The sequence below is a fragment of the Paenibacillus filicis genome (assembly GCF_038070315.1).
GTDB lineage: Bacteria > Bacillota > Bacilli > Paenibacillales > NBRC-103111 > Paenibacillus_G > Paenibacillus_G filicis.
Genome location: NZ_JBBPCC010000003.1, coordinates 95,779 through 117,272 on the forward strand (window position 1 = coordinate 95,779; position 21,494 = coordinate 117,272).

General features: G+C 54.8%; 21 protein-coding genes. 4 read left to right on the forward strand and 17 right to left on the reverse strand.

Annotated elements, in window-relative coordinates; genetic code table 11:
• Positions 1-26: 26 nt before the first annotated feature.
• The 6 genes from uraH to kduI form a co-directional block, all read right to left on the reverse strand.
• Positions 27-404, reverse strand: a complete 378-nt coding sequence (gene uraH, locus WMW72_RS06735) for a hydroxyisourate hydrolase (RefSeq protein ID WP_341414668.1) — start codon at positions 402-404, stop codon at positions 27-29.
• Positions 401-928: a 2-oxo-4-hydroxy-4-carboxy-5-ureidoimidazoline decarboxylase gene (uraD, locus tag WMW72_RS06740; RefSeq protein ID WP_341414669.1), complete on the reverse strand. Its 528-nt coding sequence runs from the start codon at positions 926-928 to the stop codon at positions 401-403. Before uraD ends, uraH begins: the two co-directional genes overlap by 4 nt.
• 36 nt (positions 929-964) lie before the next feature.
• Positions 965-2,014: a Rieske 2Fe-2S domain-containing protein gene (locus tag WMW72_RS06745; RefSeq protein ID WP_341414670.1), complete on the reverse strand. Its 1,050-nt coding sequence runs from the start codon at positions 2,012-2,014 to the stop codon at positions 965-967.
• 37 nt (positions 2,015-2,051) lie between these two features.
• Positions 2,052-3,065: an aromatic ring-hydroxylating dioxygenase subunit alpha gene (locus WMW72_RS06750; protein WP_341414671.1), complete on the reverse strand. Its 1,014-nt coding sequence runs from the start codon at positions 3,063-3,065 to the stop codon at positions 2,052-2,054.
• A gap of 328 nt (positions 3,066-3,393) precedes the next feature.
• Positions 3,394-3,729 carry a Na-translocating system protein MpsC family protein gene (locus tag WMW72_RS06755; RefSeq protein ID WP_341414672.1) on the reverse strand — a complete coding sequence of 112 codons (336 nt, stop codon included), beginning with the start codon at positions 3,727-3,729 and terminating at the stop codon, positions 3,394-3,396.
• Positions 3,730-3,953: 224 nt separating this feature from the next.
• A complete protein-coding gene (gene kduI / locus WMW72_RS06760) occupies positions 3,954-4,787 on the reverse strand; it encodes a 5-dehydro-4-deoxy-D-glucuronate isomerase (protein WP_341414673.1) in 834 nt (277 codons plus the stop codon).
• A gap of 362 nt (positions 4,788-5,149) precedes the next feature.
• Between kduI and WMW72_RS06765 the strand changes: the two genes are divergently transcribed.
• Complete coding sequence (locus WMW72_RS06765) at positions 5,150-6,457, forward strand: aminotransferase class I/II-fold pyridoxal phosphate-dependent enzyme (RefSeq protein WP_341414674.1); 1,308 nt, start codon at positions 5,150-5,152, stop codon at positions 6,455-6,457.
• 246 nt (positions 6,458-6,703) lie between these two features.
• Here WMW72_RS06765 and WMW72_RS06770 read toward each other — a convergent pair whose 3' ends face one another.
• The 7 genes from WMW72_RS06770 to WMW72_RS06800 form a co-directional block, all read right to left on the reverse strand.
• Positions 6,704-7,225, reverse strand: coding sequence for a hypothetical protein (locus tag WMW72_RS06770; protein WP_341414675.1), 522 nt, complete (start codon positions 7,223-7,225; stop codon positions 6,704-6,706).
• A gap of 148 nt (positions 7,226-7,373) precedes the next feature.
• A complete protein-coding gene (locus WMW72_RS06775; RefSeq protein WP_341414676.1) occupies positions 7,374-7,889 on the reverse strand; it encodes a hypothetical protein in 516 nt (171 codons plus the stop codon).
• A gap of 42 nt (positions 7,890-7,931) precedes the next feature.
• Positions 7,932-10,067 carry an ABC transporter transmembrane domain-containing protein gene (locus tag WMW72_RS06780; protein WP_341414902.1) on the reverse strand — a complete coding sequence of 712 codons (2,136 nt, stop codon included), beginning with the start codon at positions 10,065-10,067 and terminating at the stop codon, positions 7,932-7,934.
• Between the two features lie 117 nt (positions 10,068-10,184).
• Complete coding sequence (locus WMW72_RS06785; protein WP_341414677.1) at positions 10,185-10,844, reverse strand: response regulator; 660 nt, start codon at positions 10,842-10,844, stop codon at positions 10,185-10,187.
• Positions 10,807-12,078, reverse strand: coding sequence for a sensor histidine kinase (locus WMW72_RS06790; RefSeq protein ID WP_341414678.1), 1,272 nt, complete (start codon positions 12,076-12,078; stop codon positions 10,807-10,809). The genes WMW72_RS06785 and WMW72_RS06790 overlap by 38 nt, the downstream gene beginning before the upstream one ends.
• Positions 12,079-12,140: 62 nt before the next feature.
• Positions 12,141-12,584 carry a CcdC protein domain-containing protein gene (locus tag WMW72_RS06795; RefSeq protein ID WP_341414679.1) on the reverse strand — a complete coding sequence of 148 codons (444 nt, stop codon included), beginning with the start codon at positions 12,582-12,584 and terminating at the stop codon, positions 12,141-12,143.
• A gap of 90 nt (positions 12,585-12,674) precedes the next feature.
• Positions 12,675-13,256, reverse strand: a complete 582-nt coding sequence (locus WMW72_RS06800) for a TetR/AcrR family transcriptional regulator (protein WP_341414680.1) — start codon at positions 13,254-13,256, stop codon at positions 12,675-12,677.
• A gap of 362 nt (positions 13,257-13,618) precedes the next feature.
• Here WMW72_RS06800 and WMW72_RS06805 point away from each other — a divergent pair, with 362 nt between their 5' ends.
• Both WMW72_RS06805 and WMW72_RS06810 read left to right on the forward strand, forming a co-directional pair.
• A complete protein-coding gene (locus tag WMW72_RS06805) occupies positions 13,619-14,776 on the forward strand; it encodes an MFS transporter (RefSeq protein ID WP_341414903.1) in 1,158 nt (385 codons plus the stop codon).
• A 140-nt stretch (positions 14,777-14,916) separates the two neighbouring features.
• The gene (locus WMW72_RS06810; RefSeq protein ID WP_341414681.1) at positions 14,917-15,804 is read left to right on the forward strand and encodes an alpha/beta hydrolase; all 888 of its coding nucleotides are present in this window, start codon (positions 14,917-14,919) and stop codon (positions 15,802-15,804) included.
• A gap of 146 nt (positions 15,805-15,950) precedes the next feature.
• Here the strand turns inward: WMW72_RS06810 and WMW72_RS06815 are convergent, their stop codons facing one another.
• Positions 15,951-16,511: a sugar O-acetyltransferase gene (locus WMW72_RS06815; RefSeq protein ID WP_341414682.1), complete on the reverse strand. Its 561-nt coding sequence runs from the start codon at positions 16,509-16,511 to the stop codon at positions 15,951-15,953.
• A gap of 12 nt (positions 16,512-16,523) precedes the next feature.
• Positions 16,524-17,120: a DUF1349 domain-containing protein gene (locus WMW72_RS06820; protein WP_341414683.1), complete on the reverse strand. Its 597-nt coding sequence runs from the start codon at positions 17,118-17,120 to the stop codon at positions 16,524-16,526.
• A 352-nt stretch (positions 17,121-17,472) separates the two neighbouring features.
• Here WMW72_RS06820 and WMW72_RS06825 point away from each other — a divergent pair, with 352 nt between their 5' ends.
• The gene (locus WMW72_RS06825; protein ID WP_341414684.1) at positions 17,473-18,576 is read left to right on the forward strand and encodes a LacI family DNA-binding transcriptional regulator; all 1,104 of its coding nucleotides are present in this window, start codon (positions 17,473-17,475) and stop codon (positions 18,574-18,576) included.
• 26 nt (positions 18,577-18,602) lie between these two features.
• Here WMW72_RS06825 and WMW72_RS06830 read toward each other — a convergent pair whose 3' ends face one another.
• Together WMW72_RS06830 and WMW72_RS06835 are read right to left on the reverse strand one after the other, a co-directional pair.
• A complete protein-coding gene (locus WMW72_RS06830) occupies positions 18,603-20,111 on the reverse strand; it encodes an ABC transporter substrate-binding protein (protein ID WP_341414685.1) in 1,509 nt (502 codons plus the stop codon).
• A 135-nt stretch (positions 20,112-20,246) separates the two neighbouring features.
• Positions 20,247-21,458, reverse strand: a complete 1,212-nt coding sequence (locus WMW72_RS06835; RefSeq protein ID WP_341414904.1) for an MFS transporter — start codon at positions 21,456-21,458, stop codon at positions 20,247-20,249.
• Between the last annotated feature and the right edge of the window lie 36 nt (positions 21,459-21,494).

Sequence of the window (21,494 nt, forward strand, 5' to 3'; positions counted from 1 at the left end):
CTCTTCGTCAAACTCGGTTCAAGCGATCAGCTTCCCCGGTATGTGCTATACCCTCCCGGAGCGACCAGCAACGGTACGTGATAGTGGCCGTCCGCATCCCTCACGCGGAATCGGATCGGGACGCGGTCGAATATAGAGGACTCTCCCTGCTCAACTCCCTGCTCCTGGTAATAATCGCCGACGCAAAAAACCAGCTCGTAAACCCCCGGGCTCAGCTCGCTGCCCGACAGCATAGGCGCATTCACGCGCCCGTCCGCGTTGGTGTCGGCGAGGCGCAGCAGCCTTCGTTCCTCCACTTCCCCGATCCTCCACAGCTCCAGCTTCATCCCACGCGCCGGCTGTCCACAGAATAGATCGAGCACGTGAGTCGTGATTCGGCCATTTCCAGGATGAGCGTCCTTCATGGTTGCGGCCTCCCGGCCTCGTCCGGCTTTAGGATCAGATCGCTTAACCGGAAGGAGACGATTTTGAAAACTTCCTGGAGGGCTGTCAGCTTCTCATCCTCCAGGCTGCCATCCAATCGCTTGTTCAAGGCTGCCTCAATCGAAACCCGGTTCTGATCGCGCACCGCCATAATGAAAGGAAAGCCGAATTTCCCCCGATACGCCCGAATACCGGCCGTTAATCGCTCGAACTCCTCTGTGGAAAGCTCATGCAGACCAGCGCTGCGCTGCTCCCCGACGGAAGCCTCCGTCATTTTCAGCTTGGTGGCGAGATCCGGGTGGGAACGGAGCAGGGCCAGCCGCTCGTCAGACGAAGATTGCTTCACAGCTTCCTCCATAACACTTGTCAGCTGCTCCAATGAAGCAAAAGGACGAGCAGGCCATGCACGTTCCGCCACCCAAGGCGAATGCTCGAATACCCAGCCCACAGACTCGACAAACTGCTCCCGATTCATCTGATTCACTTCTTCTATGGTGAATGTCATTCCAGATCTCCCCCGCATCTACTGAGATAGGTGCCGTCAGGCCGTGTAGGATCTTCCGAGCCCCAGCTCGCTGAGCAGCTGCCGGTAAGCGATTGAGGTGCGGTCTGCGGGGATATGAACCTCCGCCATCAGATCGAGCGGCAGCTCTTCTGGGGTTTGCGCCTCGACCATCTCCCGGTCTTCCTGAAACACCTGCAGATTAAACTTGATCGTGTCCTCCACAGGCGCATCTTTATCAAAATTTCGCGAAATCGGACAAAATAACCGGGTATACCGCGCCGATACCGGCGAAGCGCAGTTCAGAATCCTCAGTCTGTCCTCGTTCGGAAAATAGACGGTGAGCGATGCCGCGAACGGAGGGAATACACGAAATTCACGAAGCCATTGAAAGCCTTCCGGAGCAAGGTTCTCCTGGCCTCTTCCGTAATTGCTGACCGTGCTCCAGTATTCGGCCAGCAGTTCGCCGCCTTCGCGCTTGACGGTGTACTGGGGGACAGACGTATTGCTGCGGTCTCCGAAGGTATCCGTATGCACGAAGGCAAAGTGCGATACATCGAGGAAGCCTTCCATCTGGCGTCCCGCCGAACCGGCAATATCGAAGCTAGGCGGCAGTACATTCAGATAATCGAGGTCCTCCCAGGCCGGAAACTCAGGAATTTGTTCTTCCGTAGACGCGAGCGACGTCCAGACCAGGCCGTAGCGTTCCACGGCTGGATACGTGATCAGCTTCAGCTTCGGCGAGATTTTGGCGTCGGGGTGAGCTGGAACCGACGTGCATCTGCCTTCGCAATTGTAACGGAAGCCATGATAGGGGCAGACGATCTCCCCGTTCTCCACCCAGCCCTTGCTGAGTGGAGCGCCCCGGTGGAAGCAAAGATCGCGGGCTACGACTACCCTGCCGTTGCTCCGATAGCACACAAGCTTCACATCCAGCAGCGTCACGGCCACCGGTTGATCCGCAACCTCACCCGCCTGAGCTACCGGATACCAATACTGCGACAGCACCTGCCAATCCTGGGCGGAAAACGTACAGTCCCGCGGAAGATGAACCTCATAGGCATCGTTTTTCCTCGTATTAGCTGTCATGCGATCACTCACCTTTTCCGTTTGATGGACAACAAGGTCAAGGGTTAAAACTTGGCTGGGAGACGACGGACACATCGCTGCCGTAGGTCACGCCGAGCTCTTTGAGCCACCGCCGGTACGCAATACTGACCCGGTCCGCCTTCAGATGAAGCTCCGCCTGCAGGTCCAGAGGGAGCTCCTCGGGCCGTTGGCTCTCCACAATGGCCGCGTCCTGCTCAATCACCCGCTTCTGAAACTCCCTGAAATATTCGTCAGGCTGATCCAATGCGTAATTTCGGGACACCAGGGCGAACACGGTCGTTTTTCTTTCTTCATGAGGAAGCACTGTGAACAGCATAGACAGCACCTGGTTATTGGCGTAGTTCACTTTTTTGAGCCGGGCTGTCAGAGGCCGCAGAATTTCGAACGTATAATAGATCGTTGCATACTGGCCCGAGCCGTCCGCATCCGCGTAAATGGCGATTTCATCGGAAACGTAGCGGTCTCCCTCCCAACTCACACTGTAGTCTGGTATTTCCGGATAATTGGAATCCCCCAGCAGCCCGTCATGAACGAAGGCCAAATGACTCGCATCCAGAAAATTCTCCACAACCCTCGGCGCAGCTGCATGCAGAAGATATGGCTCCGCGTGTACTGTTTGAAAGGAAGGATCGTCAAACTCCCCGTAGAAGGGAACCGGAGGGTCTTGACTTGAAGCCGCATCGAATTTCACCCAGATTACGCCGTACTTCTCTATACAGGCATATACCACCGCCTTGGCCTTCGGAGGAATGCTTTGCCTCGCAGGCTGCTGGGGGATTTTGACGCATTCTCCCTCCGCATCGTACTTCCAGCCATGGTAGGGGCAAACGATGCAATCATCCTCCACCTTGCCAAGCGATAATGCGGCCCCCCGGTGTATACAAAGATCCTTAAAGGCATGAACGCCTCCCCGAGTCCGAAAGAGGACGATCCGTTCATTTAAAATCGTCACCTGCAATGGATTTCCCTTCAAATCATGCGCATACGCTGCCGCCAACCAGTCCTTGACTAACACGGGGTCTTGGTTCAATGGGGTGTCCTCCCTCTGATGTAGTCTGAATAATCAGTAAATTAGTTAAAAAAAAGAACGCCTGTTAGAATGAAGGATCTAACAAGCGTTCTTTATTTCGTATACGAAAATAAAAACAGCTTTGTTTAAAGCGCGCTGTACAGTTCCTACAGATAAATCTGATAAGATAAAGGATCAGACGCTTTATGCTATTCAATTGGGGTTTCAAGTTAAAGGATATTTAATGTCACTTATAATAACATTAAATTTCACGTCAGTCAATCAAAAATCATTCTCAGACAAAAATAGTCTGTTACATGTTATTTTATCTAACATGAATTGATGCGAGTTAGTCCAAGATAATGTGGGTCAGCGCCGTCTCGCTCCCAGGATCAAAATCCCTAAATATCGTCTGGATTCGAATCCCGAACTCAGACTCCATTTGTTCGGTCAGAGCCTGTTTATAAATTTTGGTTATTTCATGATCGACTTGCTCCCTCATGGCCGGGTTCACCACGCCCAGCTTGGCGAGAATCGGCACTTTGCGGTGCTTGGCGAAGATCGAAATCTGATGATTAGAGATATCAACTTTAATTTGACTGGTACCTACCGTGAATAGCTCCTGGGTAATGCCATTATAGATCAGCGAAATTTTCTTGCGAATTTCTGCAGAATTCTCAATCATAGGCCATCTCCAGACAAAGATTTTTTTGATTTTTATACTAACAAATCAAAAATGAAATGGCAAGATTCCTCACTCATCTGTTACATAAATCGGTTAATGCAGAGTTTCGAAATGTCACCCTGATGCCCGGGGACGCTTTGTATCCAGATATTCAAAAAAAGCCATCCCTCCGCTCGCCAGTCGAGCAGGAAGGATGGCTTTTGTTTGCTGAGCAATGCTGCTGATTACTTCAGGTCCGTCATCGCGACATGGTCCATATCGGAGAACTCCTGGTTCTCTCCAGCCATCGCCCAGATGAACGTATAGTTGCTTGTACCCACGCCGCTGTGAATCGACCAGCTCGGGCTGATGATCGCCTGTTCGTTGCGGACCACCAGATGGCGGGTTTCCGTAGGCTCGCCCATCATGTGGAACACAACCCCGTCTTCCGGCATATCAAAGTAAAGGTATACTTCAGAGCGGCGATTGTGCGTATGGCAAGGCATCGTATTCCACATATTGCCCGGCTTCAGCAAAGTCATGCCCATGACGAGCTGACAGCTTTGAACGCCGTTCAGGTGAATGTATTTGTAGATGGTACGCTCGTTGGAATTCGTGATCGAGCCCAGATGCGCAGGCTCGGCCTCGCTGATCGCTACCTTAACTGTAGGATAAGACTTGTGTGCAGGCGTGGAACTCAGATAGAAGCGGGCCGGATTGGCTGCGTCCGCACTGTGGAACTGCACATCCTGGTTGCCCAGGCCCACATAGAGACAGTCCTTGCTTTCCAGCGTGTACTCGGTGCCGTCCACCGTCACAACGCCGGCTGCCCCGATGTTGATGATGCCGATCTCGCGGCGCTCCAGGAAATAATCCGCGCCCATATCATGCTTAGGCGCTTCCAGCTTGATGGCTGCGCCAGTCGGCACGGCACCGCCGGTGATGAAGCGGTCCACGTGGCTGTAGACGAGCTTGAGCTCGCCAGGCACGAACAACTGCTGGATCAGGAATTCTTGACGCAGACGCTCGGTATCGTAGTGTTTCGTTTCAGTCGGATTTGTAGCATAACGGATTTCCATGAACATTCGTCCTCCTTAGGATACAAGCTTGGGAATGATAGCGTTAACAGTTGAACCTTGCCAGTCGCAGAAACTGATCCCTTTGACTGAACAAGCAGCCTGTGGCGGGATAGCCAATTTATTTAAACGTTTAAATAAAAGCGTTTAAATAGCCGCTAACCTTGGCTCCAGATATAATTCTATCCTAACACAGGTGACTCTGCCGTGCCAAGCTCGAAAATTTAGTATGTCCGCCCCTCTACATGCCGGTCATCCTCTGCCGTTTCTTTCCAGGGGGAAAAACCACCGTGACGCTCTTGCTTTAAAGTGGTATAATATGGGCTGATATCGCAAGTAATGAATAGTTGGAAGGATGGAATTTCATGAACCCTCTTGCTCAGAAACTGAACGAGACGATCAGCCAGGAAAATCCCCACGTATATGAGATGCTGTCTGACATCGGCCGCCAAATTTACTTCCCTAAGGAAGGAATCTTGAGCCAATCCGCCGAAGCGAAGACCAAGGCCAAGAAGTTCAATGCTACGATCGGTACTGCTCTGGAGAACGGACAACCGATGCATCTGAAAGTGATCCAAGACACATTGTCCGCCTATCAACCGAAGGACATTTACGAATATGCCCCTCCGGCAGGAAAGCCGGAGCTTCGCGCCGCTTGGCGCGTCAAAATGCTGGAGGAAAATCCTTCCCTTCAAGGGAAAGGTCTCGGCAATCCGATTGTGACGAATGCACTCACCCATGGTTTGAGCATCGTGGCCGACCTGTACGCAGGTGCTGGAGACGCCGTCATCATTCCAGACAAAAACTGGGAAAACTACGAGCTGACCTTCGGCATCCGCCGTGGTGCCCAGCTCGTGTACTACCCGCTGTATAACGAAGAAAACCGTTTCAATGCCCAGGGTCTCCTGGATGCGATTCTGGCCCAGAAGGACAAGGGCAAGGCGATTGTCGTCCTCAACTTCCCGAACAACCCGACCGGCTATACGCCGGATGCCGAGGAAGGACGCTCCATCGTGAACGCCATCCGCCAAGCGGCAGAGGCCGGGATCAATGTCGTGGCGGTAACGGACGACGCTTACTTCGGTCTGTTCTTCGAAAACTCGCTGCAGGAGTCGTTGGCAGGCCAATTGGCAGATCTGCATCCACGCGTCCTGTCGGTCAAGGTCGACGGCGCGACGAAGGAAGAGTACGTATGGGGCTTCCGCGTCGGCTTTATCACGTATGCCGGTCAAAGCGACGCTATGCTGGCTGCGCTGGAGCAGAAGACGATGGGCATCATCCGTGCGACGATCTCCAGCGGACCGCATCCGTCTCAAACCTTCGTGCTGCACGCGCTGCAATCCCCGGATTTCCCAGCACAGAAGCAGGAGAAGTTCGACATCATGAAGGGCCGCGCCAACCGTGTGAAAAGCCTGCTCGACAGCGGCAAGTACGGCCAGGTGTGGGACTACTACCCGTTCAACTCCGGCTACTTCATGTGTCTGAAGCTGAACACCGTTACGGCCGAAACGCTCCGCTCCCATCTGCTTGATCAATACGGCGTCGGCACGATCGCCCTCGGCGATACCGACCTGCGCGTCGCATTCTCGTGCATCGAGGAAGCGAATCTCGAAGAGCTCTTCGATACGATCTACCAAGGTGTACTGGATCTGCAAGGCGTAGCAGCAAAATAAAATTGGAGCTCTTGCTTCGTTAAATAAAGAAGATCGTCAACCCATGTGCTTAAACAAGGGTGGGCGATCTTTTTGCCGTTCCGGCAGTCGGCCCTATATCGGTCTCGGCTGGCGGCACCCGCCCGGGTAATGCCAGCCTGCTTGTCTTTGCATGCCAAAAAGACCATCGGGCACCATGACCGACAGTCTGACTCGAGCTCTTCTTTCATTCGGTCCCGCAGCCTGCCATGCAGGTGCAGTCTCCCTTCATCTCGCGTCCCGGAAACGACCGCAGAATGTCTCCAGCTCGTGGAAGGGGATCTGGTAATACGCCAGCGCTTGGACTTCGGAACGGGCTGCACCGGGCAGAGCGGTGAACTTGGCGAGCAGGCCGTCCAATTCTCCGGCATCCGCAGACGTCCAGAATTGGACCTGCCGGACATCCGGGTTGCCGGCCTTCATCAGGCGGACAAGCTCCTGCATCGCCCGGACGAACAGGAAGGGATGCCGATGATCGTTCTCAATAAAGACCGTCTCCACCTGGCAAACATCCCTATTCTCATATTCATGGGAACCGGTGCCATACACGAAGCCGGCCGCACCGACGATCCGGTACAGCTCCTCTTCATAGATCAGCAGCCCCTTGCCGAACATGAGCGGACTGCTGACAAAGCTGAGCTTCTGAGCGAAGGAGTAAGGTAGATTCAGCTCGGCATGATGAGCGATGAGGAACTGCACATAAGAGGTAAAGTCGATTTCAAGCTCGCACGGGCGGCATTCGTAAGTCATTACTTCGGTTGAACGCGCAGCGAATCGTTAAGAATCGAGATTCTGCCGAAGCCGCCTCCTTTTTGGGTCCCTTTATTAATATCTGGTTTTACTGGGAACATATGCTTCTCCTCCGTTTCGGTTACTGATTATTTTCCTTACTTCTAAATTATACTTTATTCCATTTTTTGAGTATAGATGTTAAGTTGTTAACTTTACCACAGAACAACATTTCTTGGCCGGAAGAACCTTCCCGAGTACCGGCTTGCTCCAAAAACTTGCCATACAGCCTGCAGGTATAAGCATTCTTGGCCTGTGCGACGACCCGCACCTCCTGTACCTTGGGATGATGCTCTATGATTTGGCCGATCATGAACGTCAGCCCCTTGAGAAACAGCCGCGTTCCCCGGTGGTTCCAGTCCACAAGTGCCATGTCGATGAGAGCAGTCTCCTCATCCTGAGCGGCTTGTCCGCGACTTCCGTAATAATACGCCCCGATGGCGATCACGCGGCCTTCCCCATCCAACACCTGGATCAGATGTCCTTCGGTGATATAGGTATACATCAAAGCTACTGCATCCAGCGTCGTCATGGCCGGGTCCAAATCAAACCGGTGCTGCAGCATAAACGAGCTTGCCTTTGCAAAATCATCGTCACTCTCGCAGCGCACAAAATGAATCGTCAAGCCTCAGCCCTCCTCAAGATTAACGTTATGCCCAGGACGGGTTCAGGAACGCTGCTCCAGGGTGCGCTGGAGCGATGCCAGAATCTGCGGCGACCTGTCCGTCAAGCTGTGGAAGGCCTCCTGCCGCACCGCCAGTACCACCGCAGGGCCGAGTGCCCTGACCGTGGCATTCCGGGGCGTATTCCGCAGCAGCGCGACTTCCCCGAAGTGGTCGCCGTCCTGCAGGATGGCGACTCGCTTCTCTTCGTCCGCCAGCTTCTTCACCACCTCGAACTTGCCGCGGACGATAATGTAGAATTTGTTGCCCTCGTCGCCTTCGCGCACGATAGCTTCGCCCTCCAGGCAGGTCTCGGTAGAGAACAGCACGGCCAGCTCCTGCAGAAGCGCCCGTTCCACCCCCTGGAAGAATGGCAGCTTCTCCAGCCGTTCCACTTCAACTGAAGCATGAAGCCCGTCCTGGGACAAGCGGAAGCCCTGCTGCTTCTCCCACAGTGCGCTGTAAAGCCCTTGCCGCTCCAGCAGCTCCTGATGAGTACCGGATTCTGCAATCCGGCCGTCCTGAAACACATAGATCGTATCCGCCGCAGCCGCAGCCGCCAGGCGATGAGTGACGGACAGGATGGTCCGGCTCCCGCGGAGCCGCCGGATTAGCTCGTTGACCGCCGTCTCGGAAGCCGGATCGAGGGCGGAAGTCACCTCGTCCAGCAGCAGCAGCTGCGGTTCCCTCAGCAGAGCCCGGGCGAGAGCAATCCGCTGCCGTTCGCCCCCGGATAAGGTCGCCCCCTCCGATTGAATAACCGTGTCGTACCCGGCAGGCCAGTTCGCGATCACCTCGTGGATGCCCGCCTGCTTGGCCGCATCGAACATGTCGGCCTCTGTCGCCGCACTGTTGTCCAGCAGCAGGTTGTCCCGGATCGTCGAGTTAAACAGAAAGGTATCCTGCGTCACCAGCACGGACAGCTTGCGCAGCGAAGCTTCGCTGACCTCGCGCAGGTCCAAGCCGTCGATGCTGATCCGGCCCTGCCGCGGATCGTAGAACCGAGATAATAGCTGGAGGGCCGTGCTCTTGCCGGAGCCGCTCGGCCCGACAAAGGCCGTATAGCTGCCGGCCGGAATCTGCAGGCTGACCTCCTTCAGCTGATCGTTCTCCTCGGTATACCCGAAGGTCACGTTCTCCATCCGAAGTGAGGCTACGGGAGAAGGCAGCTCGAGCGGCTGAGCCGGCTCCGGCAGATCAGGCTTGTGCTGCAGAATCGCACTGATCCGCTGGAAGCTGATCCCGGACTCAATCAGATGCGGAATCAGGAATGACAGATTGGAGCCGGATTGTCCGACGGTCATGAATAAAGTAAAGAAGGCCATAAAGCCGCCGATCGTCATCTCGTCTTCAAATATCAAATAACCGCCGTAGCCGAGCATCGTTCCATTCAAAATCATCAAGGCCGTCAAAGGCAAGCGCTCCATGAAGGCATTGGTCATATGTAGTCTGAAACCTGCGGCAAATAGCTGCTGGATGCGCTGCCCGGCCTCCGACCGGAATCGGCCCTGCTGATGCAGCGCCTTGATGGTCGCCTGCCCCTTAACCATCTCGTCGATGGTATTGGTGAAGCGCTCCTGCGCTTCTTTGTACTTCAGATTGTCAGACTCCGCCCGTCGCTGCAGCAGCTTGGGCCCGGCGAGCATCAGCACGGAGCCCGCCAGCATGACTAGCGTCAGCTTCCATTCGATGGAGAACAACAGGAAGAGCCCGAGCAGAACACCCAGGGTCTCCCTCAGCAGCAGCGGGCTTGTACCGCGGATCACGCGCTCTACGGAAGCCATATCCGACGAGAAGCGCGTAACCAGATCACCCACGCGGTAGCGCCGGTAGAACGGAGCCGCCTGCCGAAGCAGACTGCCCAGCAGCTCCGTTCTCAGCTGCCTGATGCCCTCGCCGCTCAGCCTCCCCAGGGCATAATCACCGCATACGCTTACAACAATGTGCAGGAGGCCGCCGCCGACCAGAATAGCCAAAATCAGCAAGAATATGTGGAAATCCTTCGGCGTGAACGCCTCATCCACCAGGTACTTCAAACTTATAGGGGCTGCCACCCCATAGGCCACCTCAACAACCACACTTCCCAGAAAAACGCCTAGCAGAAGCTTATATGGCGTAAAATATTTCAGCATCGTCCGCATCGCATTCAAGGGTTCAAGCGCCTCCTCTGTACGCTTAGCTTACAGCAGAACGCACAGTGTGTAAATCAGGATCGAAAGGCCGCCCCGCAGCACTAGGGCTCCGGGCCTCAAGCCCCGTTACAGTACGATCCGGTTGCGGATGGCGTAGACAACGGCCTGTGTCCGGTCTTCCGCCCCGATCTTCTGCAGAATGCGGTGAACATGCGTCTTCACCGTGCTTTCGCCGATGAACAGCTTGGCGGCGATCTCTTCATTGCGCAAGCCGTAGGCCATCTGCTGCAGCACCTCCAGCTCCCGCTCCGTCATCGGCTGGGTCAGCGGAGTCTGCAGCTCTGGAGGGGCTGCCGGATGAACGGCTTGACGAATCGCCCTCGCCGCCGCAGCGGTGCGGAATACCGCCTCACCCCGGCTGGCAGCCCGGATCGCCTCGACCAGCTCGTCTGGCGGCGCATCCTTGAGCAGATAGCCTACCGCTCCGGCACGAATCCCGTCGTACACATATTGCTCCAGATCGAATGTCGTGAGAATAACCACCTGGCTCTCGGGCAGCAGCATGCTGATGGCCCGCGTCGCCTCAATACCGCTGCATACAGGCATCTGCACGTCCATCAGCAGCACATCGGGACGAACCCGCTCCGCCTGTGCGATCGCTTCCCGGCCATCCCCCGCTTCCGCGGCTACCTCCATATCCGGCTGCGCGTTAATAATAACCCGTAGCCCATGCCGGATCAGCGGCTGGTCATCTGCGAGCAGCACCCGGATCGGCTTCTCCATCATTGCGCTCCCCCCTTTCTTCCGTTCTAGCTTCAATCGGGATTCGAACCTTGAGTTCCAGTCCTTGCGGCTCCACCGCCGCGACGGTCAGGACCCCGCCTGCCCGCTCGCACCGCGCTCTCATCCCGGCCAGGCCGAAGCCCTCCGCCAGAGGCGGTTCTCCCCGATAGGTACCGTTATCCCGTACCGTCAAGACGAGCTCCGAGTCCGCTTCCTCCAGCTTCACGTCAACGCGGGAGGCATCCGCATGGCGAATTATATTCGTCAGCGCTTCCTGCAGCACGCGGTACAGCAGCTCGCTGTGCTCCTGCGTCCAGGCCCCTGACCGGGACTCATCGGTCCAATGAATCGGCAGCCCGCTCTGCACATGAAGCTGCTGAATCAGACTTTTCAAGGCCAAGGCCCCAAGGCCCGTTTCGTCCAGAGCCATATGATGCACAACAGAACGCACCTCCTGCAGGCAGCCGCGAGCAACATCCAGCACAGTGCTCAGAGTGGAATCCGCTTCGTCCGTCCCCGACCGGAGCATGTACGGAAGCGCCTGGAGCTGCACAATCACAGAAGTCAGACCATGGCCGATGCTGTCATGGAGATCGCGGGCGATTCTCGTCCGTTCCTCTAGAACCGCATAGCGAAGCGAGTGCAGCGAGGCTTCCTCCAACTCGCGGTGCGTTTGCTGCAATTCCTCATGCGCCTTGGCCAGTTGTCCGTGCAGCACCTGCAGCTCCGCATAATGACGCTTGCTTTCCTCGTCCGCTTCCCGGCGTATTCTCGCCCCCCATAGCAGCACATAGACACCCGCATGCTCCAGCGCATATACCCCGATCAGGGATAGTCCCTTGCCCTCCATGAAAAAAAGCAACGAATCCACCGCGATCATACCGCCAATCAGCGGCAATGACCCTGTCCACGGCAATCGTGTCACGCTGTAGCCGACCAGAAAAAAGATCAGAGCAAAGGCCGTCATCCCGGCGTCGAAGAACATCCAGAACAAGACAGTCCCGACCCACAGCCCAAGGATCGCAGCGAATCGGCCTATGGAGGTCCCTGGACGTTCTCTGCTCCAGAACAAGGCTGAATAAGCCACTCCCAGTCCAATCAGGAAGAAGGCCTCCGCCAGACTTCCCCGGCTGAGCTTCTCCAGCAGGATCAGGAACAAGACGATATGCAGGACAAGCGCCCTGGTCCAGCCGGGCAGCTGGCTGTCCATCCGCAGCAGATAAGATTTGATCGGCATAGAGCCCACACCTTCTACCGCCATGAGCCCGCAAGCGACTGCTGCGGGCTCATGGCGAATCGTTATTGGCTTTGCAGTTGGTGATATTTCGTATAGATGACATAGGACCGGGCGCACATACTGCCCAGCACGATGAATAGCATCCCGGTACCGACCGACACCAGCGCGTAATGGGCTCCCAGCGAGCTCACCGCCCACCGTAGCAGCAGGACGGCAATCACCAGAATCACACTCGCGATAGAGCCCTTCGACGTTACCTTGCCGGAGGCGGGGTTCACACGGACCTGCTCGATGCTCCCCCGCCATCCCCCGAGCGCAAGCCCGACGACCAGAAAAACCGCATCCAGCAGCAGGCCTGTCGGCGTCAAACTGCCGGTTTGGGCGACGCTCTGCAGGATGAACCACGTAAACAGCAGCGGCGTGATCCACAGCCGCCCAGGCCGGATCTCCTTCTCTCGCAGCATCATGAAGATTACAAGTACAAATACAATAATTGAACTGGCCATAGCCATGCTCACTCCCTTTGTTGTGTCCGTCTCAGGTACACAGCAAGCATACTGCATGCGCAGGAGAAGGGAGTCCACCTGGAGGTGGATTTAGTGCAGCAGGCTAAGAATACCCGTTACTGCATGGTCGGCAAAGGACCGCTCCGGGCGGGACTTCAGCATCACAGTCAGTCCGATGAGCGACACGACCAGCGTCTGTGCAAGCCCCTTCGGATTCATCCCGGTGGTCAGCTCTCCGGATTGCTGGCCGCGTTCGATCGCCTCCTGAAAAACCGCGGAGAGATACATCTGATGCTCCCTCGTTAGAATTTCAAACTTCTCATCATGGGGAGCCAGCTCCACCATCGTATTGATGCAGAGGCAGCCCCGATTCGGCCCTTCCTTGTATTCCTCGTCAACCAAGTTCTCGAAATAGAGTCGGAAGGCCTCTCGGACGGAGGATTTCCCTTGAAATTGGCCCCGGACCCGGGAAGCGTGGTTCGTCGTATATCTTCTTAATGCCGCTTCGAATAGCTGTAGCTTATCCCCGAAGGCGGAATATATGCTGGGGCGCTGGATTCCCATCCGTGCTGTCAACTCGGTCAGGGACGCTGCTTCATATCCCTTCTCCCAAAAAAGCTGCATCGCCGCATCCAGCGCCTTCTCCTCATCAAATTCCCGCGGACGTACCATGAGCTATTCCTCCCCTTCAGGTTTATCCGATTTAGTTATCATTTCATACCAATTAGTATATATAAATTGTAATTATCCACTCTTTTCTTGTCAAATTCTTAACAGTATTCGAGAGAGGAACTCACTCAAATCGTTCAATTTATAGGTTGACAGAAGGCCAACGCAGAGGTATATTTGCTGACATAATTACGTACCGATCAGTATGTTATAATCGCGATCTTGGCGAGACCCTTAAAGAGAAGGTGGTTAAAACGATGACTACGAAGCATGAACAAGCTTCGGATTTTACGGATACCGGCAATGCCGGGATTCGCCATATCCAAGATCGGCCGCGCCGTGCCGGAACAACTGGCAGCTCCCCGATGCCTGGTTATGCGGCTCTGCTGTTTGCCGTGGCCTGCGGAGCGGCCGTCGCGAATATTTATTACGCGCAGACGCTGCTGGACACGCTGTCCCATGTGTTCGGCATGCCCTCCTCCGCAATAGGCATGGTCATTACCATTACCCAGATCTGCTATGCCCTGGGGCTTGTCCTGCTGGTGCCGCTCGGCGATCTGGTCAGCCCGCGCAAGCTCGTCGCAGGCCACATGCTGGCCTCCGTACTGGCCCTTCTGGCCGTAGGGACTGCCACGACCCGCGTGCAGCTGCTGCTGGGTCTCGCTGCGGTCGGGCTGCTTGCCGTCGTGACCCAGACCTTGGTCGCCTATGCCGCCTCCTGGGCCGCGGCGGATCAGCGGGGCCGCGTCATCGGCCTAGTCACCAGCGGAATCGTCATCGGCATCCTCCTCGCCCGGACAGTAGCCGGCCTCCTGACCGATCTCGCCGGCTGGCGGTCGGTGTACCTGGTCTCGGCAGCCGTCATGCTGCTGATGGCCGTCATGCTGCTGCGGATCATGCCCCAACGCAGGGCAGAGCCGGCTGCCCTATCGTACAGGCAATTGCTGCAGTCGATGCTCCTGTTGTGGAGGCAGGAGCGGATTTTGCGGGTACGCGCCATGCTGGCTCTGCTCATCTTCACAGCCTTCAGCATCCTGTGGACGTCGCTGGTGCTGCCTCTGAGCGCAGCTCCCCTGTCGCTGTCCCATACGGCCATCGGCGCGTTCGGTATGGTCGGCGTCACCGGAGCGCTGGCGGCGGCCCGGGCTGGCAGATGGGCCGACCGCGGCCTCGGGCAGCGAACGACCGGGTGGGCGCTAGCCCTCCTGCTGGTATCATGGCCGCTCATCGGCTCCCTCCATCACTCGCTGCTCCTCGTCGTGCTCGGCATTATCGCACTGGATCTGGCGGTGCAAGCCGTGCATGTCACCAACCAGAGCATGATCTTGAGCGTGCGTCCCGAGGCGCGCAGCCGGCTGACCGCCGGGTACATGGTGTTCTACTCCATCGGCAGCGCTGGCGGCTCTATCGCTTCCACCCAGATCTATGCCGTATACGGCTGGAGCGGTGTATGCGGGCTGGGCGCCTCCGTTAGCGCCCTGGCCCTGCTGTTCTGGTCCTGGACCCGCCGTGAGCCGGCTTGACCTCTAATACCCTGCTTGGACGCGGATTCCTGTCCATGAAATCCGACACGCCGCCAATGGTTACCGGCGTAACAAATATGGAACCTCTCAAACGGTCTGGGCATAGGCTGAATCATATCGATTTGAGAAGAGGTATAACTATGTTTCCTTATAGGCCGGGAACTCATCAATTCCCTTATGCGAATTACCCGTTTATGCCCGGCGGGTATGATTACTCCCCCTATTCCCAGGGCGGCTGGCTTGGGCGGCATAGCGCGCCCGAAGCTGACGAAGGCTACCGGATGCCTGCGCAGCCGCGGCTTACCTTTGTACTCGTGCATGGCTCTTGGGCCGACGCGCACTTCTGGGACGGCGTAGCGGCGGCGCTGCGCAGCAAAGGGCATATCGTTCATACGCCGGAATATGCCGGTCACGGCAAAGATCCGAACAAACAGGTCACGCATGCGATGATCACTAAATCCGTCGTTGACTATATAACCAAGCTGAACCTGCGCGACATCATTCTCGTCGGGCACAGCTTCGGCGGAAGCGTGATCCAGAAGGTTGCCGAACAAATACCGGACCGTATCAAGCGTCTCGTCTTCTGGGACGCATTCGTTCTGAAAGATGGCGAGTCGGTTGCCGACGAGCTGCCGACCCAAACAAGGCAAGCGTTCGAGCAGCTAGCCGCCAGCTCGAAGGATGATACGATCATGCTTCCGTTTCCGCTGTTTCGGGATTTATTCGTCAATACGGCCACCTCGGAGGAGGCCAGACGGTTCTATGCAGGCGTAACTCCGGAACCGGCTAAGCCGCTTTTCGAGAAGCTGGATCTCAAAGCGTTCTACGCGCTGCCCACGCCCAAGAGCTATGTTTATTTCTATCAAGACAACGTATTCCCACAGGGTGAGGGCTACGGCTGGAATCCGCATATGTCCTCGAGGCTCGGCCTGTTCCGCCTGATCGTCAGCGATGGGGACCACTTCACGGACACGCGCACAAGGCCGGCCATGGTGGCGCAGAAAATTTACGAGGCGGGCCGTGACTGACCGGAATTCAGATTTATCTGGCCAGCCAGCAAGCCCAGCCAGACATCCAAACAGGCCAGCCGGAATTCGCCGGCTGGCCTGCAGGGCTATGATAGGGAAAAGAAGACCGCGGCGCAAGTCTGAGCTCTGATTTTGCCCAAATCAGGCTACAGCTCGATTTCCCGGATGATTCGGGCAGGATTGCCTCCCACGATGACATTGTCCGGTACATTCTTAGTGACGACGGAACCTGAAGCGATGACGACATTGTCCCCGACAGTGACACCCGGATTAATAATCGCTCCGCCCCCGATCCAGACACTGTTCCCGATCTTGATCGGCTTCCCGTATTCAGCCCCCGTATTGCGCTCGAACGGGTTAATCGGATGCGTAGCCGTATAGATCTGGACATTCGGTGCGATGAAGCAATTATCCCCGATCGTCACCTCGCAGACATCCAGAATCGTGCAGTTGAAATTCGCGTAGAAGTTTTCCCCGACATGGATGTTATAGCCATAATCACAGCGGAAGCTCGGCTCCACGAACAAGGTGGACCCGGTCGATCCAAACAACTGCTTCAACAGATCCGTCCGCCGGTCATATTCCGTTTCCAGCGATTGATTGAACAATCTGACCAGTCTTCTCGCGTTTTCTCTCTCCCTGAAGAGCTCGGGGTCGGAAGCTAGGTACAACTCGCCGTTCAGCATCTTTTGTTTTTCCGTTAGCATGATGATCTCTCCTTAATTCGCCGCTTCTTCCAGCACCAAGCGATCGACCTGGCATTTGAAGCTGCTGTTCTGGGGGCTGCACGCATAGACGCCCACCTGCAGCGACTCGGTCTCCCGGTGGAGATGCGCCATCCTCATCTGCATCCATTCCACACCCTGATAGGAGGACTCGATGATAAAATCTTGGCCTTTCCTGCTGATCCGGTAGTGCATGGTTCGGATTTCGGACGAGATATCGGTGGTCGCCCAATCGGAATACCCCAGGTTCGTGACGACCGAACCGAGCCGGCTGATGTCGGCATTTTCGTATTCCGTCGAAGCCTTAATCCAATTTTCCTCATCTAGTCTTACCAGAAGTCCGCACTGATCGTACAAATAAACGGGGGAAAATTCAAAACGTGCCGTCAGCACAAAATCGCCCTCCACTCTCGTAAGAAGGCTGTGCCCATTATCACGCCGAAAGCCGTAGCTTGTGCGCTGCCAAAAATCGGTTTGAGGCTCCGTTTCGATAAGCAAAGTCTGATCGTTTAAAAAAGCATGCGATCTGGGCACGTTAGTCCAAGTGAACCGGTCGAATATGCGTACGTCATGTTTTGGATTTTCGGACATGTCCTATTCCACCTTTCGAAATCATCTCGTTCCCCACCGCGCCGCCTACACGTACGCAGAAATGGTTGGAAGAAGCAATGGGTTGAACTTAATAAAACGTTGTAATCATGATAAGCTTATTATAATGACGATACATACCGTAAAACGAATGATATATCACCATAAAAATCTAATTTACAACGTTATAATCGTTTATATCATCGTGTACTTGAGTTGTCAATGTTCACCAAACATGAATCCAGCCTTCTATAGAACAGCAGATTGACAAGAGCGACCCTATTCTTTAAAATAATCCAAAGTCTATATTTACAACGTTATTCAGGAATCTATGTCGAAATAATGAGGTCTATTTATGACGCCCACACCGAAAAAAAGGGTTACCATTAAATCCATTGCCGAAGAGATGGGAATCTCCTTTTCTACGGTTTCCAAAGCCTTGAACGGCGACCCTCTGGTGAACAAGGAAACGGTCAAGCGTGTTCTGCAGAAGGCCGAGGAACTCAACTACTCCCCCAATCTGCTCGCCCGGGGCTTGCGCAGCAAGGGCACCAAAACCATAGGCATCATCTTGAACGATCTGGAAAATCAGGCTCATACCAATATTGTAAGAAGAATCTCGATCGATTTGGCCAAGCATGACTACACCACGCTGCTTTGCGACTCCCAGTTCGATCTGTCGATGGAGAGAAAAAATATTAAGACTGTCTTGTCCAGAATGCCGGACAGCATCATGATCTCACCCGTCAGCTCCCGTTCGGATAACTTGTCGCTATTGTCTCATATGTGGGACCGGACCATTGTTCTTGACTATATATCGAATTCAATTGACACCAATTATGTGAACGTGAACCATGCCAGGTCAGGCTATCTCTCCGCTGCTGCTTTGCTAAGCAGAGGCCACCTCCATAACCTGGTGCTGGCTGGACCTGTTGATTTTCCTGCGAGCACCTCCTATATCCAGGGCATCAAGCAAGCCTACAACGAGTACGGGCTACCGTTCCAAGAGGAAATGATCGTCCACGGCGTTCCTTCCATCGAGGAAGGCTACAAGTCCATTCTTGAGAAGTATGCAGCCCAGCAGACGGATCAGTCCTTTACGGGCGTCATAGCCTTCTGCGACACGCTGGCATTCGGGGTATACAAAGCCGCCGCCAAATTAAACCTAAGAATCCCAGAGGATATCAGCGTCATTGGCTACGACGATAATCCGTTATCCTCCTTCTCTTCGCCTCCCCTCACTTCCGTTCATTTCCCGCGAGAGCGGGTCGCAGCTCATTGTTCGGATATTCTCATCGAGAAGCTGGTCCATCAAGAGGACCGCCTCAGGTTTTATTCGCTAGAACCCCATCTTATGGAGAGAGGGTCCGTTCAGCAGCCAAATGACGCACCATTCCAGCCATTCGCGCGTTCGCGCCAGAGCCCGATCAACAGCACAAAACTGCCCCGCAAGCCCTGACGGGCCTGTGGGGCAGCTTCTGCCTGCTACTTCTTGCTTGCAGCCCAAGCATCGAGCTGCTTCTGCTTCTCGGCAATGACCTTGTCGATGCCCGATGCCTTCAGGGCGGCAACGAACTTCGGCAAATTTTCATCCGGATCCAGCGTTCCCGTCTCCAGTCCCATCCCATACTGCTGGATCACGCTATTAAGGGCAGCCAGCTCCGTCTTGACCGGCTCTGGATCGTACGTAAAGCCGAGGGCCTTCGATTTTTTGGAGGTCTTATTGAATTCGGCCATGTCCTTCCAGATATCCGGGCCATCGGTAACCCATGGAGTCGTCAGGAGCTGGTTGCCGAACATCCAGCCTTGTCTCAGGTTATAGCCACTCTTGGACGGCTCGAGCCCCTGCGGGAAGTCAGCGGTATTGTTCGGCTGCTTGGCATAGTGCTGCCCTTCGATCCCCCAAGCCAGCAGGTTGACGATGTCCTTGTTGGAATACATCAGGTTCAGCATCATCATGGCCCGCTGCGGGTCCTTGGAATTGGCTGCGATCCCGAACATGGCATTGGTAATCGCGACAGTATCCGTCTTGGCTGGCCCCAGCTTCACTTCCGTAATCTCCGAACCGATGACCTGGGAAGTTTGCGACGTGATGCCCGGCTTGCCCTTATTCGTTGTCGCAAAACCGATGTTCGCTTTCATATAATCTTTCCCGCTTTGCTTGGCTGTGGCGATATCTTTGGGGATGTAACCGGCCAAGTACCATCTTCTCAAGGTCTTGAGCATATTGGTGTAAGCAGGGGATTCATACATATTGACGACCTTCAGCTGATCCAGATTATCCATGACACCGATCATATCTCCGAGCGGGTCTACCGTCGTGATGATCAGCGAGTATGCGAGGGATGAAGCAGCGGTTGCCTTGCCGAGAAGGTTGTTCGTAGGGTAAGCTTCCTTGACCTTCTGGAACACGGGGTCCAAGTCGTCCAGCTTCTTCACGTTGCTGACATCGGCTCCTGCCTTCTTCAGCATATCCGTACGCATCAGGATCGTCGGATAGGAGGCAAAGTCGCGGATACTGGGTACCGCGTACGTCACGCCATTGACCTTGGAGGCCGCCAGTACCTCAGGCTCGAAGGAGGCAATGATGTCTTTGCCGTGAGTTTTCAGCAGATCGTCTATCGGAAGCAGCTTCTTCTGTGCAACCTCCGAGACGTACTGGTATTCGCCGGTGAAGATCAGATCGGCCTTCTCGTTGCCGGCCAGCATCAGAATTTTTTGTTGGGTCCAAGCAGCGGGCTCGATCCGGTTTAACTTAACTGTCGCGTTGATTTTCTCCTGCGTGATTTTATTGATTTCTTTCTCGACGAGTCCTAGATCACGCTGGTTATTTCCCCAGAAAGCTATCGAAACCTCATACGGAGGGAGCTTAGTCTCCTCCTTGGGTTCCGGCTTCGCCCCTTTATTATCTGCAGAGTTGGAGCCACAAGCGCTGAGCAGCACGCTTGCGGACAGAAAAGAGACTAGCAAAGAATGTACCGTTTTTTTGAACATAGAATGACCTCCCGGATCTTCTAATAATGTAGCTTGCTCAACTTCGGCATTTCTTGTTCGGTGCTACTCTTTTTTTGATAAAGGAAGGGGGGCGGATAAAGCCAATCCTTATCCGTCCCGTATTTCCCCTTGTTCTTACATAGGCAGCTCAGACTGCTTAGGCAATTCAGCTTGCTTTCTCACTTTCAGCCACATGATCAGGAAACCGAACACCCCGGCCAGTGACACGATCGCACTAATCTCATACATAAACCTCGGTCCCAGCTGATCGAACATCCAACCGCCTACCAGGCCGGCAACAATACCGGAAATACCTCCCCAGGTGAGGGCGTAGATCGCTTGCCCTGTCGCTCTGTATTCACCGGGGATGAGATGGGCGGATAGCGCTGTACCCACGTAGTAATAACCCCCGAAGGTAATGCAGTGCAGGATCTGGATGAAGATAATATGCATCGGACCTCCGACGACTGACATCAGCAGCCAGCGTATCGTAAACAACACGCTGATCACGACCAGGCAGCCGATCATCATCTTGGTGGATTTTTTCAAATACCGGTCAAACAGCAAGAAGACCGGAATTTCGAAAATCGCCGACAGAAACACGGACCACCCGATCAATTCCTTGGAGCCCCCGAGATTCGAGATATAGAGGGACACGAAGGTCTGGTTAATCGAATTGGGCACCGAGATCAAGACACCCAGGACGACGAAGACAAAGAAGATTTTGCTCGAGAACATCACTTTCCAGTAGCTCTGTCTCTCTGCCTTCGGCTTGGTCGTTACATGCCCACGGGGCAAGCCTATCGTGAACAACAGAGAGATTAGCATCATAATGCCGTAGAGAATCCACAGGTTCAGCAGTCCCATCCAGCTGAGCACAGGTCCCGCCAGCACCGCAATGATCGCCCAGCCCAGCGAGCCCCACACGCGGAACGCTCCGAATTTGTGCTTGGTATTCTCGATAGCGTTCAGAATAAGACTGTTGCTCTGTGAGAAGGTCGGGCTGTTGAAGAAGAAGAAAATCAGCATAACCGCAAAGATGATCGCGTAGTGCCTCAATTGAAAGACAACGATCGTAGTCAACAGATTCCCGACGAGCAGGAAAATAAGAATTTTCCGTACATTTTGCAGCCGATCGCTCCAATATCCCCAGAACGGATTGGCAAATATCGAGATGAAGGGGCCTCCGGCCATGATCATGCCGATCTCGATTTTACTCAGTCCGATCTCCTGGAAGTAAAGTGGAAAAAAGGATGTCAGGATGGCAATCGTTCCGTACAAAAAGAAATTGAAGCGCTTGAGGACACCCAGTGACTTGGCGCTTTCCGCTAAGGGCTGCTCTGACATGGGAAGCACACGCGTCACCCCTTTCCTGCTATCCGG